General features: G+C 58.8%; 14 protein-coding genes. 3 read left to right on the top strand and 11 right to left on the bottom strand.

The features are described from left to right. Positions 1-8 precede the first annotated feature (8 nt). The 8 genes from AC3IX4_RS20345 to AC3IX4_RS20310 form a co-directional block, all read right to left on the bottom strand. Positions 9-755, bottom strand: a complete 747-nt coding sequence (locus AC3IX4_RS20345) for a secretin N-terminal domain-containing protein (protein ID WP_489257189.1) — start codon at positions 753-755, stop codon at positions 9-11. Positions 756-845: 90 nt separating this feature from the next. After that, entirely contained in the window at positions 846-1274 is a 429-nt protein-coding gene (locus tag AC3IX4_RS20340; protein ID WP_489257188.1) for a GNAT family N-acetyltransferase, read from the bottom strand. After that, positions 1267-2442: a ribosomal protein uL16 3-hydroxylase gene (locus AC3IX4_RS20335; protein WP_489257187.1), complete on the bottom strand. Its 1176-nt coding sequence runs from the start codon at positions 2440-2442 to the stop codon at positions 1267-1269. Before AC3IX4_RS20335 ends, AC3IX4_RS20340 begins: the two co-directional genes overlap by 8 nt. A gap of 83 nt (positions 2443-2525) precedes the next feature. Continuing rightward, positions 2526-3896 (bottom strand): adenylosuccinate lyase, encoded by a 1371-nt coding sequence (purB, locus tag AC3IX4_RS20330; protein WP_489257186.1) that lies wholly within the window; start codon positions 3894-3896, stop codon positions 2526-2528. Positions 3897-4018: 122 nt separating this feature from the next. Further along, entirely contained in the window at positions 4019-4639 is a 621-nt protein-coding gene (gene hflD, locus AC3IX4_RS20325; RefSeq protein WP_489257185.1) for a high frequency lysogenization protein HflD, read from the bottom strand. Continuing rightward, complete coding sequence (gene mnmA / locus AC3IX4_RS20320; protein WP_489257184.1) at positions 4639-5760, bottom strand: tRNA 2-thiouridine(34) synthase MnmA; 1122 nt, start codon at positions 5758-5760, stop codon at positions 4639-4641. The genes hflD and mnmA overlap by 1 nt, the downstream gene beginning before the upstream one ends. A gap of 72 nt (positions 5761-5832) precedes the next feature. Beyond that, entirely contained in the window at positions 5833-6273 is a 441-nt protein-coding gene (locus AC3IX4_RS20315; protein WP_489257183.1) for an NUDIX hydrolase, read from the bottom strand. Positions 6274-6353: 80 nt separating this feature from the next. After that, positions 6354-8585 carry an NADP-dependent isocitrate dehydrogenase gene (locus tag AC3IX4_RS20310; protein WP_489257182.1) on the bottom strand — a complete coding sequence of 744 codons (2232 nt, stop codon included), beginning with the start codon at positions 8583-8585 and terminating at the stop codon, positions 6354-6356. Positions 8586-8981: 396 nt separating this feature from the next. Here AC3IX4_RS20310 and icd point away from each other — a divergent pair, with 396 nt between their 5' ends. Then, positions 8982-10238: an NADP-dependent isocitrate dehydrogenase gene (gene icd, locus AC3IX4_RS20305; RefSeq protein ID WP_489257181.1), complete on the top strand. Its 1257-nt coding sequence runs from the start codon at positions 8982-8984 to the stop codon at positions 10236-10238. Between the two features lie 78 nt (positions 10239-10316). Here icd and cspD read toward each other — a convergent pair whose 3' ends face one another. Further along, positions 10317-10580, bottom strand: a complete 264-nt coding sequence (cspD, locus tag AC3IX4_RS20300) for a cold shock domain-containing protein CspD (protein ID WP_489257180.1) — start codon at positions 10578-10580, stop codon at positions 10317-10319. Between the two features lie 224 nt (positions 10581-10804). Here cspD and clpS point away from each other — a divergent pair, with 224 nt between their 5' ends. Beyond that, positions 10805-11167: an ATP-dependent Clp protease adapter ClpS gene (clpS, locus tag AC3IX4_RS20295; RefSeq protein WP_166570255.1), complete on the top strand. Its 363-nt coding sequence runs from the start codon at positions 10805-10807 to the stop codon at positions 11165-11167. 29 nt (positions 11168-11196) lie between these two features. Then, a complete protein-coding gene (gene clpA / locus AC3IX4_RS20290; RefSeq protein WP_489257179.1) occupies positions 11197-13467 on the top strand; it encodes an ATP-dependent Clp protease ATP-binding subunit ClpA in 2271 nt (756 codons plus the stop codon). Positions 13468-14232: 765 nt separating this feature from the next. On the opposite strand, the gene infA is transcribed toward clpA, so the two are convergent. Next, positions 14233-14451, bottom strand: a complete 219-nt coding sequence (infA, locus tag AC3IX4_RS20285) for a translation initiation factor IF-1 (RefSeq protein ID WP_002553999.1) — start codon at positions 14449-14451, stop codon at positions 14233-14235. Positions 14452-14552: 101 nt separating this feature from the next. Then, positions 14553-15260 (bottom strand): arginyltransferase, encoded by a 708-nt coding sequence (locus AC3IX4_RS20280; RefSeq protein ID WP_489257178.1) that lies wholly within the window; start codon positions 15258-15260, stop codon positions 14553-14555. Between the last annotated feature and the right edge of the window lie 2 nt (positions 15261-15262).

Here is a 15262-nt window from a genome sequence, read left to right as displayed (position 1 = left end):
CCTTGATTTCATTGGGCTGCGTCCAATGCGTCGACTTTGACCCTCAAGGTCATGTCATCGCGGCCCTGGGTCGAGTAATTGTGCCAATAGCTCTGCTGATTGCCTTGGCTTTGGTGGTTGATCCCGGCAAGCGTGATCCATTCCCCGATTCTGCCGCTGACATTGGTGTCGGTACTTTGCACGTTCACTACATCCGGGCGTTCCTGGCTCAGGCGGTCGTTGTTGGTGCTGATGCTCAGGTGTACGGTTTGCCCGGTGACGCTGGCGGTCACGTAGAAACCCTGGGTGACGTTGCGGTATTGAGTCTGGGCCTGGATCTGGCCATAGGGGTCGGTCTGGACACTGGTGAGCGGCACACTCTGGCCGATCTGAATCAGCGCGGGAGAGCCTTCGGTCGCCTGAATCTGCTGGACCCCGCCGCTGCGGTTGGTGGTGCTGTAGGTAATGATCCGGGCGTTGCCGGGCCCACCTTGTTGGGTATTGCTGTCACGGGTGTCGACGCTGATCAGCAATCGGCGCGCAGGATGGTCCAGTTGCGCAATCAGGGTGCGAAGTTCATCGATTTTGCGAGGATCGGCATTCACGATCAGTTGATTGCCATAGGCGCTGACCTTGCCTTCGGTGCCCAGAAACTGCTGCGCGATGGGTAGCAATTCTGCGCTCGGGCGATGATTCAGGGGGAGTACTTGCGTGTCGGCAAGCACGGGGAGGCTCAAGCTGAGCAGGAGGGCGGCGAGGAGGTGGCGTAGCGGCATGTCCATAATCTCCGCGAGTGGAGAGGACATGATGGCAAATTTTCAGTCGCAGCAGGAGCGACCAGGGTCACTCCTGCTGAAAACGATGAATCAGGCGCGCGAGTCGCGAACCATGTCGACGTGCGGAATACCTGCCTCCAGGAATTCCTCGCTGACGATCCGAAAGCCCAGGCGCTCGTAGAACGGAGTGGCATGGACCTGGGCGCTCAGCATTTGCTGCTTGAGGTCGCGGTTCTGGGCCTCGATGATCACGGCGCTCATCAGTGCATCGCCGACTTTCAAGCCGCGCCAGTCCTTGAGTACTGATACCCGGCCGATCTGGCCGTCTGGCATCAGGCGAGCGGTGCCGATCGGGTAGTCGCCTTCCAGGGCGAGAAAATGCACGGCGTCATTGTCGTCGGCATCCCATTCGAGTTCCGGGGGTACCGATTGCTCGGCCACAAACACGCTTTCGCGGATGCGGCGGATCTCAGCGTTGTCTTTTTGCCAATCGGCAACACGGACACGAATCTTATTCATCAGCAGCAAACCCCAGGCTTCCTTGTTTGACCAGTTGGCAGAGCAGGGTCAGGCTATCTTCGTCGCTCAGCCATGGTTCGAGGTTTTCGATGTGCAGGGCGTCGGCCGAGCAGATCAGTTTCAGCAGGTCGCGCAGCGCGCCTGGCAGCAGGCGGCTTTGACCGCTGGCAAACAGTAACAGGTCGTCGTCGACTTCCGACCAGGCCAGGCGCGCGCTTGGGTTGCGAATCAGCAGCGAGCCTTGTTCCAGGCTGTCGATCAAGTCCTGTTCGTGCAGATCGGATTCATCGCCACTGACCAGTTCCGGGTAGCGTGGCTCGGTCATGAACTGGCCGAACCAGGTCAGCAGCAGGCGTTCGTCGCTCATGTGCTCGGCGAGCAGGCGCTTGAGGCGATCAAGGGCGTCATGCTGGATCTGATGCGGGTCGGCGGCAGGCTGTACGTCAGCGTCGCTGTAGCGCTCTTCGTCAGGCAGGAACTGGCTGAGGAAGTCGGTGAAATGGGTCAGGACTTCGGCGGCGCTGGGGGCGCGAAAGCCTACCGAGTAAGTCATGCAGTCATCGACTGCGACACCGCAATGGGCCAGGCGCGGTGGCAGGTAGAGCATGTCGCCGGGCTCCAGGACCCACTCATCGGTCTGCTGGAAGTCGGCGAGAATGCGCAGGTCGGCGTGGGGCAGCAGTGGGCTGTCGGAATCGCACATCTGGCCGATTTTCCAATTGCGTTTGCCCTGGCCTTGCAGCAGGAACACATCGTAGTTGTCGAAGTGCGGGCCAACGCTACCACCGGGGGCGGCGAAGCTGATCATGACATCGTCGATGCGCCAGCTCGGCAGGAAACGGAAGTTCTCCAGCAGCGAGGCGACTTCCGGTACGAATTGGTCGACCGCCTGAACCAGTAGCGTCCACTCGCGCTCCGGCAGTTTGCTGAACTCGTCTTCGGCGAACGGGCCACGGCGCATTTCCCACGGACGCTCGCCGTGCTCGATGATCAGGCGCGATTCGACTTCTTCTTCCAGGGCGAGGCCGGCCAGTTCGTCCGCCTCGATGGGGTTCTCGAAGTCGGTGAAAGCCTGGCGAATCAGCAGCGGCTTTTTCTGCCAGTAGTCACGCAGGAATTCGCGTGCAGTCAAACCGCCGAGGAGTTGGAGTGGAGTATCAGGATTCATTTGTAACCTATTGAAAAAAAGTAATTTTCTTTCAGGAATAAAAACGCCCGGCACTGCCGGGCGTTCAGGCGGTGTAGGCAGCGTCAGATGCGCTTGGCTTGAGCCGCGGCGTTACCGATGTAGCTGGCTGGAGTCAGTTTTTTCAGCTCTGCCTTGGCATCGTCGGGCATTTCCAGGCCGTCGATGAACGTTTGCAGTGCCTCAGGGCTGATGCCCTTGCCACGAGTCAACTCTTTGAGCTTCTCGTACGGGTTTTCGATGTCGAACCGACGCATGACGGTCTGGATTGGCTCGGCCAGGACTTCCCAGCAGGCATCCAGGTCGGCAGCGATGCGCTGGGTGTTGATTTCCAGCTTGCTGATGCCCTTGAGGCTGGCTTCGTAGGCAATCACGCTGTGAGCAAAGCCCACGCCCAGGTTGCGCAGCACGGTGGAGTCGGTCAGGTCACGCTGCCAGCGCGAAACCGGCAATTTGCTGGCCAGGTGCTGGAACAGTGCGTTGGCGATACCCAGGTTGCCTTCGGAGTTTTCGAAGTCGATCGGGTTGACCTTGTGTGGCATGGTCGAGGAGCCGATTTCGCCAGCAATGGTGCGCTGCTTGAAGTATCCCAGGGAGATGTAGCCCCAGATATCACGGTCGAAATCGATCAGGATGGTGTTGAAGCGCGCGATGGCATCGAACAGCTCGGCAATGTAGTCGTGCGGTTCGATCTGCGTGGTGTACGGGTTGAAGCCCAGGCCCAGCTCGTCTTCGATGAAGGCGCGGGCATTGGCTTCCCAGTCGATCTGTGGGTAGGCCGACAGGTGGGCGTTGTAGTTGCCTACGGCGCCGTTGATCTTGCCCAGCAGTGGCACGGCAGCGACCTGGGCGATCTGGCGCTCCAGGCGGTACACGACGTTGGCCAGCTCTTTGCCCAGGGTGGTTGGCGAGGCCGGTTGGCCGTGGGTGCGCGACAGCATCGGCACGTCGGCGAAGCGGTGAGCCAGTTCACGAATGGATTCGGCAGTCTGGCGCATCAGCGGCAGCAGCACGCTATCACGGCCTTCGCGCAGCATCAGGGCGTGGGACAGGTTGTTGATGTCCTCGCTGGTGCAGGCAAAGTGGATGAACTCGCTGACCTTGGCCAGTTCAGGCAGCTTGGCAGCCTGCTCCTTGAGCAGGTACTCGATCGCCTTGACGTCGTGGTTGGTGGTGCGCTCGATTTCCTTGACGCGCTCGGCATGCTCGAGGGCAAAGTCTTCGGCCAGGGTGTTGAGCAGGGCGTTGGCTTCGGCGGAAAACGCCGGCACTTCGCCGATTTGCGGGTGAGCGGCCAGGCGCTGGAGCCAGCGTACCTCGACCAGGGCGCGGAAACGGATCAGGCCGTATTCGCTGAAAATGGGGCGCAGGGCCTGGGTTTTGCCGGCGTAGCGGCCGTCAACAGGGGAAACCGCAGTGAGCGAAGAGAGCTGCATGGGGTGTTCTCGGACAGTCGGGCAACGAAAAGGGCGCATATCATACATGAAAAAAGCGCCCGGGTTGGCAGTCGGACCAATGGCCGACTGCCATGAAGGGTGAAATCTGGACGAGCGGGCGGTCAGCCACGCATCATCGGGTACAACTCTTTGAGCAGCTTGCGCCGGCTGATCACCAATTGCCAACGGTGGCCGCCCAGTTGACGCCAGAGGCGCGCCGAACGGATACCGGCCAGTAGCAGGGCGCGAATCTTGGAAGCATTGCTGGTTTGTTGTAGGTGGCGCATGTCGCCGTGTACCTGGATGCGCTGGCGCAGCGTGCTCAGGGTGTCCTGGTACAGTGCGCCGCTGGCAGCGATGACGTTGTCGTGTACCAGGCCGAAATGTTCGACCTGCTGCTGGATCTGCGGCAAACGCTTGCCGATCACTTCGAGCAGGTCGCCACGCTTGGCCAGTTGCCGCTCCAGGCCCAGCATCGACAGGGCGTATCGCAGCGTCTCGCGCTGCAGGCTGGCCGGGTCACGCTCCAGGGCGCTGACCAGTGCGCGGTAGCCATCGCGCAGGTTCAGGTCGTCACCGCCGAACACTTCGAGGGTATTCTTTGGGTCAATGACCATCAGGCTGCCGAGCATGCAGCCCAGGTCGACTTCACTGGCGCTGCCGGTCTTGGCGATGCGGTCAACCAGCACGGCGGCCTGGAATACACCGCCCAGAGCGATCAGTTGCTCTTGCAAGGCATTCATCAGTGGCTGCTCCAGGGTTCGGCGGTTTCAATCACGCCGCCACCCAGGCAGATTTCACCGTCGTAGAACACTACGGATTGGCCGGGTGTGACAGCACGCTGTGGCTCGTCGAACACGGCGCGATAGCCGTGTTCGGTGCGCTCCAGCGTGCAGTCCTGATCACTCTGGCGGTAACGGACCTTGGCGGTCAGGCGGCGAGGGCTGGTCAAATCGACCGGATTGACCCAGAAAATATCCGAGGCAAGCAGGGCGCGGGAGAACAGCCAAGGGTGTTCATTGCCCTGGCCGACCACCAACACATTGCGCGCCAGGTCTTTCTCCAGGACATACCACGGCTCATCACCAGCGTCTTTCAGGCCGCCGATGCCGAGGCCCTGGCGTTGCCCGATGGTGTGATACATCAGGCCGTGATGGCGGCCGATGACCTCGCCGTCGGTGGTCTGGATCTCGCCGGGCTGGGCGGGCAGGTACTGCTTGAGGAAGTCGCTGAAGCGTCGCTCGCCAATAAAGCAGATGCCCGTGGAGTCTTTTTTCTTGGCGGTAGCCAGGCCATATTTTTCGGCGATGGCGCGTACTTCCGGCTTTTCCAGTTCGCCGACCGGGAACAGGGTCTTGGCGATCTGTTCGCCGCCGACAGCGTGCAGGAAGTAGCTCTGGTCCTTGTTCGGGTCCAGGCCCTTGAGCAGTTCGGTGCGACCGTCGAGGTCGCGGCGACGCACGTAATGGCCGGTCGCGATCAGGTCGGCGCCCAGCACCAGGGCATAGTCCAGGAAAGCCTTGAACTTGATTTCCCGGTTGCAGAGGATGTCCGGGTTGGGGGTGCGCCCGGCCTTGTACTCTTCCAGGAAGTGTTCGAAGACGTGGTCCCAGTATTCGGCGGCAAAGTTGGCGGTGTGCAGCTTGATGCCGATCTTGTCGCAGACAGCCTGGGCGTCGGCCAGGTCTTCGCGGGCGGTGCAGTATTCGGTGCCGTCGTCTTCTTCCCAGTTCTTCATGAACAGGCCTTCGACCTGGTAGCCCTGTTCGAGCAGCAGGAGAGCGGAAACGGAAGAGTCTACGCCGCCGGACATGCCGACGATGACGCGCAGCTTGCCGGGTTCGATGAGAGCGGAATCAGACATAGGGATAGGATGAGTATCTGGGAAAAAGGAAACGATTCTATCAGGCTGCGGGCGCCAAGGCGAAAGCCGTGCTTAATCGCGGATCAGCTCAAGGCTGTGCAGGGGGCCAGCCAGGTAGTCGTCGATGCAGCGCAGCAGCAGTTCGCTGCGCCAGCGCTCGGGTTGCGTGGCCAGTTCATCGCGCTCGAACCAGTGCGCGCCGAGTATGCCGGTGTCCAGTGGGCGTTGTGGGTGGTGCTTGAGCGGGCGGGCGGCAAAGCACACGCGCTGGTAGGTCACGCCGTTGCTGGGGGCGGTGTACAGGTAGATGCCAACCACGCCGGTCAGCTCGACATCCCAGCCGGTTTCTTCCAGGGTTTCGCGAATCGCTGCCTCGCGCAGGGTTTCGTTGGCCTCTAGGTGGCCGGCCGGTTGGTTGAGCACATTGCGCCCCCCCTTGAATTCTTCGACCAGCAGAAAGCGACCCTGGTCTTCGACGATGGTGGCGACAGTGATATGGGGTTGCCAAGACATGGTGGTGTGTCCTTTTGACAGGGTAAAAAGCAAAACCCCCGGTGCGTGGCCGGGGGTTCTGGTGTTACTTCAAGCGGACCTTAGGCCAACAAAGCGTTGATCGCGTTGTTGAGGGTCTGGCTTGGGCGCATGACCTTGCTGGTCAGCTCGGCATCGGGGTAGTAGTAACCGCCAATTTCGACAGGCTTGCCCTGGACTGCGTTGAGCTCGGCAACGATGGTTGCTTCGTTCTCGGTCAGTGCCTTGGCCAGCGGGGCGAAGTGAGCTTGCAGTGCAGCGTCTTCAGTCTGGGCAGCCAGGGCTTGAGCCCAGTACATTGCCAGGTAGAAGTGGCTGCCGCGGTTGTCGATGTTGCCGACTTTGCGCGCAGGCGACTTGTTGTTGTCCAGGAACTGGCCGGTGGCCTGGTCCAGGGTGTTGGCCAGAACCTTGGCTTTAGGGTTGGCGTAGGCGGTGCCCAGGTGCTCCAGGGATGCTGCCAGTGCCAGGAATTCGCCCAGCGAGTCCCAGCGCAGGAAGTTCTCTTCGACCAGTTGCTGAACGTGCTTCGGAGCCGAGCCGCCGGCGCCGGTTTCGAACAGGCCGCCGTTGTTCATCAGCGGTACGATCGACAGCATCTTGGCGCTTGTGCCCAGTTCCATGATTGGGAACAGGTCGGTCAGGTAGTCGCGCAGCACGTTGCCGGTCACCGAGATGGTGTCCTGGCCCTTGCGGATGCGATCCAGGGAGACTGCCATGGCCTCGACCGGAGCCAGGATGCGGATGTCCAGGCCGGAAGTGTCGTGGTCCTTCAGGTACTTCTGGACTTTCTCGATCAGCACGCCGTCGTGGGCACGCTGTGGGTCCAGCCAGAACAGCGCCGGGGTGTTGCTGGCGCGGGCACGGTTGACGGCCAGCTTGACCCAATCCTGGATCGGCGCGTCTTTGGTCTGGCACATGCGGAAGATGTCGCCCGCTTCAACGTTCTGTTCCAACAGCAGATTGCCTTGGCCGTCAACCACACGGACAACGCCGTCGGCCTTGATCTGGAAGGTCTTGTCGTGCGAGCCGTATTCTTCGGCTTTCTGCGCCATCAGGCCAACGTTCGGTACGCTGCCCATGGTGGTTGGATCGAAGGCGCCGTGTTGCTTGCAGTCTTCGATGACGGCCTGGTAGATGGTCGCGTAGCAGCGGTCCGGGATGATGGCCTTGGTGTCTTGCAGCTGGCCTTCGGTGTTCCACATCTTGCCCGAGTCACGGATCATCGCTGGCATCGAGGCGTCGACGATCACGTCGCTCGGTACGTGCAGGTTGGTGATGCCCTTGTCGGAGTTGACCATCGCCAGCGCTGGGCGCACGGCGTAGACCGCCTTGATGTCTGCTTCGATTTCGGCTTGCTGCTCAGCTGGCAGTGCCTTGATGCGAGCGTACAGGTCGCCGATGCCGTTGTTCAGGTTGAAGCCGATCTGCTCCAGCACGGTAGCGTGCTTGGCCAGGGCCTCTTGGTAGAACTCGGCAACGATCTGGCCGAACATGATCGGGTCGGAGACCTTCATCATGGTGGCTTTCAGGTGAACGGAGAACAGAACGCCTTGTGCCTTGGCGTCTTCGATCTGTTCGGCGATGAAAGCACGCAGCGCGCTTTTGCTCATCACGGCGCAGTCGATGATTTCGCCAGCCTTGACCGAGGTCTTTTCTTTCAGAACGGTGGTGTTGCCGTTCTTGTCCAGCAGTTCGATGCGTACGGCGTCAGCGGCTTCGATAAGCGCTGCTTTTTCGCTGCCGTAGAAGTCGCCCGACGACATGTGAGCCACGTGCGACTTGGAGTCGGCGGCCCAGGCGCCCATTTTGTGCGGGTGTTTGCGCGCATAATTCTTGACCGACAGAGGGGCGCGGCGGTCGGAGTTGCCTTCACGCAGTACCGGGTTCACGGCGCTGCCCTTGATGCGGTCGTAGCGTGCCTTGGCTTCTTTCTCGGCATCGGTCGCGACGGCTTCAGGGTAGTCAGGGACATTGAAGCCCTTGGCTTGCAGTTCTTTGATGGCGGCCTTGAGCTGGGGTACCGAAGCACTGATGTTCGGCAGCTTGATGATGTTGGCTTCTGGCGTCGTTGCCAGTTGGCCCAGTTCTGCCAGGTGGTCGGCCACTTGCTTGTCGGCGCCGAGCTGTTCAGGGAAGGCAGAAAGGATGCGGCCGGCCAGAGAGATGTCCCGCGTTTCTACGGCGATGTCGGCGGTGGCGGTAAAGGCCTCGACGATCGGCAGAAGTGAATAGGTGGCGAGTGCAGGGGCTTCGTCGGTCAGGGTGTAGATGATCTTAGAGCGAGTGGGCATATTCGGGTTAACTCTCTGTTTTGCTGAGCGTGCTCAGAATCTCGAGTTGTGCAGGGTATGTGCTTTTGCCCAAAGTCATCTATGAGCAGAAAGTCGAGGGTTTCTGTGCCGTGATGGTGGTTGCATCAGTCGAGTGCCGTGCGGCCGGGGTGCGGTAACAACCCGGCCCTTCGGAGCTAAATGCCTGATTTCTGGCGCTTTTGCCCCAGTGACCTACTGGTCACGGCGCGCATTATACCAAAACATGGCACTTAATCATCAACGCTATGTAAGAGAATGTCGCGTGTCTTATAGACCAAAGGTGTAGAGCCGTGCATGAGGTTCCCGTTGCCAGCCAACTGGGTTACGCTCAGGGAATTGCGGATGACAAACCACACCAGCAAAGCGGAGTGCAGCATGGGATACCAGAAAATCCAGGTACCAGCAGTCGGCGACAAGATTACCGTCAATGCAGACCATTCACTCAACGTTCCTGATAATCCGATCATTCCATTCATTGAGGGCGACGGCATTGGTGTCGACATCAGCCCGGTCATGATCAAAGTGGTGGATGCTGCCGTGCAGAAGGCCTACGGCGGCAAGCGCAAAATCTCCTGGATGGAAGTCTACGCCGGCGAAAAGGCCACCCAGGTTTACGACCAGGACACCTGGTTGCCGCAAGAAACCCTCGACGCTGTCAAAGATTACGTCGTCTCGATCAAAGGCCCCCTGACCACGCCGGTCGGTGGCGGCATTCGCTCCCTGAACGTTGCCCTGCGCCAGCAGCTGGACCTGTATGTGTGCCTGCGCCCGGTGCGCTGGTTCGAAGGTGTGCCGAGCCCGGTGAAAAAGCCGGGTGATGTCGACATGACCATTTTCCGTGAAAACTCCGAAGACATTTATGCCGGCATCGAGTGGAAAGCCGGCTCGCCTGAAGCGCAGAAAGTCATCAAGTTCCTGAAAGAAGAGATGGGCGTCACCAAGATCCGTTTCGACCAGGATTGCGGCATTGGTGTGAAGCCTGTTTCCAAGGAGGGCACCGAGCGCCTGGTGCGCAAGGCGCTGCAATATGTGGTCGACAATGATCGTGATTCGCTGACCATCGTCCACAAAGGCAACATCATGAAGTTCACCGAAGGTGCCTTCAAGGATTGGGGCTACGAAATCGCCAAGAACGAATTCGGCGCCGAACTGCTCGATGGCGGCCCTTGGATGAAGTTCAAGAACCCAAAGACTGGCAAAGAGGTCATCGTCAAGGACGCTATCGCCGATGCCATGCTGCAGCAGATCCTGTTGCGTCCGGCCGAATATGACGTGATCGCTACCTTGAACCTCAATGGTGACTACCTGTCCGACGCCTTGGCGGCAGAGGTGGGTGGGATCGGCATTGCACCGGGCGCCAACTTGTCCGATACCGTGGCGATGTTCGAGGCCACCCACGGCACCGCGCCAAAATATGCCGGCAAGGATCAGGTCAACCCGGGCTCGGTGATTCTCTCGGCCGAAATGATGCTGCGCCATCTGGGCTGGCTCGAGGCGGCCGACCTGATCATCAAGGGCACCAATGGTGCGATCTCGGCCAAGACCGTGACTTATGACTTCGAGCGTCTGATGGATGACGCCAAGCTGGTGTCGTGTTCCGGTTTTGGCGAGGCAGTGATCAAGCATATGTAAGGTGAGCGAGTACTAAAAAACCGGCTGCCTTAATAAGCAGCCGGTTTTTTTACACCTTTGCGAAAGGAGCGCCAGCGGTCAGGCGATCACTTTGTTTTGCTCTGCAGCGGGTGCAGCCGGGGCGATAGTCTGCGCCTTGAGAGGATCGCAGATGTTCACCGCGTGCAGCCCCTTGGGGCCCTGGATGATTTCGAAGGTGACAGCCTGCCCAGCCTTTAACGTCTTGTAACCGTCCATCTGAATGGCTGAGTAGTGGGCGAAGAGGTCCTCGGATTTACCTTCTTCATTGATGAACCCGTAGCCTTTGGCATTGTTGAACCACTTGACTTTACCGCTTGCCATGCTCATATCCCTCTGCAAAGGACTCCATCACTGGAGTATCATCCACTACATCCGCATCATCGCGACCGACGAAATTGTGGTTGACTGGGCGGATCTTTATTACCCAATGTGGGTTCTATTGTTTGTAACACCGTTTTGCCGATAGTCAAGGTCATGCGATGGCCTTGTACCATCGCCCATACGGAACCCACCATTCTGTTTGCCAACGATGAAACTATCTTTCCATGCATGCACACAGCCAGATTCGACTAACATTCAATCAGGATCGCCCGCAATCGCATGAGGACGACTCCTCGGGGCTGGCCTTGCAGGAGGCCAAGCCGGCGTTACAGGCTCCGCCTATGTACAAGGTGGTTTTGTTTAACGATGACTACACACCGATGGATTTCGTCGTCGAAGTGCTCGAGGTGTTTTTTAACCTGAACCGCGAGCTGGCGACCAAGGTCATGCTGGCCGTCCATACAGAAGGACGGGCAGTATGCGGATTGTTTACCCGCGACATCGCCGAGACCAAGGCCATGCAGGTTAACCAGTACGCAAGGGAAAGCCAGCATCCGCTACTCTGTGAAATCGAGAAGGACGGTTAACGCCGACCAGTTGGGTATGAGGTGAAGCTATGTTAAACCGCGAGCTCGAAGTCACCCTCAATCTCGCCTTCAAGGAGGCTCGTTCCAAGCGTCATGAATTCATGACCGTGGAGCACCTCCTGCTGGCTCTATTGGACAATGAGGCTGCCGCCACGGTACTGCGTGCCTGCGGCGCCAACCTCGACAAACTCAAGCACGACTTGCAAGAGTTCATCGACTCCACCACGCCGTTGATCCCCGTTCATGATGAGGACCGTGAAACCCAGCCTACCCTGGGGTTCCAGCGGGTGCTTCAACGTGCTGTATTCCATGTGCAGAGCTCCGGCAAGCGTGAAGTCACGGGTGCCAACGTACTGGTGGCCATTTTTAGTGAGCAGGAAAGCCAGGCGGTATTTCTGCTCAAGCAACAAAGCGTGGCGCGTATTGATGTCGTCAACTACATCGCCCATGGCATCTCCAAGGTGCCGGGGCACGGCGATCACTCTGAGGGCGAGCAAGATATGCAGGACGACGAGGGCGGTGAGTCTTCCTCTTCAGGCAATCCACTGGACGCTTATGCCAGCAACCTCAATGAGCTGGCGCGCCAGGGTCGTATAGATCCGCTGGTGGGGCGTGAAATGGAAGTTGAGCGGGTGGCGCAGATTCTTGCCCGCCGGCGCAAGAACAACCCCCTACTGGTCGGTGAGGCCGGGGTGGGTAAAACCGCCATCGCTGAGGGCTTGGCCAAGCGTATCGTCGACAATCAGGTGCCGGATCTGCTCGCCAGCAGCGTGGTCTATTCACTCGACCTGGGCGCCTTGCTGGCCGGTACCAAATACCGCGGCGATTTCGAGAAGCGCTTCAAGGCGCTGCTGCATGAACTGAAAAAACGCCCGCAAGCCATCCTGTTCATCGATGAAATCCATACCATCATCGGTGCCGGTGCCGCATCGGGCGGGGTGATGGATGCCTCGAACCTGCTCAAGCCGCTGTTGTCCTCGGGTGATATCCGTTGCATCGGTTCGACTACCTTCCAGGAATTTCGCGGCATTTTCGAAAAAGACCGGGCGTTGGCGCGGCGCTTCCAGAAAGTGGATGTCTCCGAGCCATCGGTGGAAGACACCGTGAGCATCCTGCGAGGCCTCAAGGGGCGTTTCGAGCAGCATCACAATATCGAGTACAGCGATGAGGCGCTGCGTGCCGCTGCGGAGCTGGCATCCCGTTATATCAATGACAGGCACATGCCCGACAAGGCTATTGATGTGATCGACGAGGCGGGTGCCTACCAGCGCCTGCAGCCGGTTGAGATGCGGGTAAAACGCATCGAAGTGCCACAGGTTGAAGACATCGTCGCGAAAATTGCGCGTATTCCTCCAAAGCACGTCACCAGCTCCGACAAAGAGCTGCTGCGTAACCTGGAGCGCGATTTGAAACTGACCGTGTTTGGTCAGGACGCTGCGATTGATTCCCTTGCGACAGCTATCAAACTGTCGCGAGCAGGCCTGAAATCACCTGACAAACCGGTGGGTTCGTTCTTGTTCGCAGGCCCCACCGGCGTGGGCAAGACCGAAGCGGCGCGGCAACTGGCCAAGGCTTTGGGTGTTGAGCTGCTGCGCTTCGACATGTCGGAGTACATGGAGCGACATACCGTTTCTCGTCTGATCGGTGCGCCTCCGGGCTACGTCGGTTTCGACCAGGGCGGTCTGTTGACTGAAGCGATCACCAAGCAGCCGCATTGCGTACTGCTGCTCGATGAAATCGAGAAGGCTCACCCTGAAGTCTTCAACCTGCTCCTGCAGGTGATGGATCACGGGACCCTGACCGACAACAACGGGCGCAAGGCGGACTTTCGCAATGTGATCGTGATCATGACCACCAACGCCGGTGCTGAAACCGCGGCGCGTGCTTCGATCGGCTTCACGCACCAGGATCACTCATCCGATGCGATGGAAGTCATCAAGAAGAGCTTCACGCCTGAGTTCCGCAACCGTCTGGACACCATCATTCAATTTGGTCGCCTCAGTCATGAGGTTATCAAGAGCGTGGTGGACAAGTTCCTTATCGAGCTTCAGGCGCAGTTGGAAGACAAGCGTGTGCTGCTTGAGGTGACAGATGCGGCGCGTAGCTGGCTGGCAGCCGGTGGTTATGATGCGCAGATGGGTGCGCGGCCAATGGCACGGTTGATCCAGGACAAGATCAAGCGTCCTCTGGCTGAAGAGATCCTGTTTGGCGAGTTGGCCGAACACGGTGGTGTGGTTCATATCGACATTGTCGATGGTGAGCTGACTTTCGAGTTCGAAACCACTGCCGAAATGGCATGAGGTAGCGCTTTTCATTAGCCCACACAAAAACGCCCGGCAGATGCCGGGCGTTTCAGTTTGCTGACACTCCCCCTGTAGGAGCCGGGTTTACCCGCGATGGCATCACCGCGGTTCATCGTAGACCGCGGTGATGCCATCGCGACTAAAGCCAGCTCCTACAGTTCATTCCAAAGCGCAAATGTGGGGTTTGTCATCAAACAAAAAACGCCCGGCAGATGCCGGGCGTTCAGGTTGCTGACACTCCCCCTGTAGGAGCCGGGTTTACCCGCGATGGCATCACTGCGGTTCATCGTAGACCGCGGTGATGCCATCGCGACTAAAGTCGGCTCCTACAGTTCACTCCAAAGCGCAAATGTGGGGTTTGTCATCAAACAAAAAACGCCCGTCAGATGCCGGGCGTTTCAGTTTGCTGGCGCTCCCCTTGTAGGAGCCGGGTTTACCCGCGATGGCATCACTGCGGTTCATCGTAGACCGCGGTGATGCCATCGCGACTAAAGTCGGCTCCTACAGTTCACTCCAAAGCGCAAATGTGGGGTTTGTCATCAAACAAAAAACGCCCGGCAGATGCCGGGCGTTCCAGGTTGCTGACACTCCCCCTGTAGGAGCCGGGTTTACCCGCGATGGCATCACCGCGGTTCATCGTAGACCGCGGTGATGCCATCGCGACTAAAGTCGGCTCCTACAGTTCATTCCAAAGCGCAAATGTGGGGTTTGTCATCAAACAAAAAACGCCCGGCAGATGCCGGGCGTTTTCGTTGGTGTTGCTTAGCGAGCGCGGTAAGTGATCCGCCCTTTGCTCAAATCATAGGGCGTCAGCTCAACACGCACCTTGTCACCGGTCAGAATACGGATGTAGTTCTTGCGCATCTTGCCGGAGATATGCGCGGTTACGACGTGCCCATTTTCCAACTCCACACGAAACATGGTGTTGGGCAGGGTGTCGACGACAGTGCCTTCCATTTCGAAGCTGTCTTCTTTCGACATGCAGTAAAGCCCTCGGTGTCCAGTTATTGGCCCGGTGCAACTGCGCCAGGCTAAAAAGTGGCGTGCATTGTGCCCGAAAAATGGGGATAACGCCAAGGGCTTCAGTTCAGGGTGACCCAGCGCTGGTTGATCAGCAACTCAATGGGGCGGTATTGGGTCTTGTAGCTCATTTTCTTGCAGTTCTTGATCCAATACCCGAGATAGACGGCGTCGAGCCCTAAACGAAGGGTTTCGGTGATCTGCCAAAGGATGGCAAAACGACCAAGACTGCGCCGTTCTTCATCAGGATCATAGAAGGTATAAACCGCCGAAAGGCCATTGGGCAACAGGTCGGTCACGGCCACCGCGAGCAGCTTTCCCTCTGAACGGAACTCGTAAAAGCGTGAAAAAGGCAGGTCGCGCACCAGAAAAGTTGCGAATTGATCACGGCTGGGTGGGTACATGTCACCATCGGCATGCCGCTGCTCAATATAGCGGCGGTACAGCTCGAAATATTCTTCGCTGAATGTCGGGCGTGCGGCGAGGACCTCAAGGTCGGCGTTACGTTTGAGAATGCGTTTTTGCTGACGGCTGGGTAAGAAGCGGCCGACTGGGATTCGTGCGGGCACGCAGGCGTTGCAGTTCTGGCAGTGGGGGCGATAGAGGTGATCGCCGCTGCGCCGAAAGCCCATTTCCGACAAGTCAGCGTACACGTTGACGTCCATCGGCTGGCTGGGGTCGAGGAATAGGGTGGTTGCCTGCTCTTCGGGCAGATAGCTGCACGAATGGGGTTGAGTGGCATAAAACTTCAAGCGCGCCAGCTCTGTCATGA

Source organism: Pseudomonas sp. KH_021, from assembly GCF_057838865.1.
Note: the sequence above shows the minus strand (reverse complement) of the source record. Positions and strands in the feature narration are given on the sequence as shown.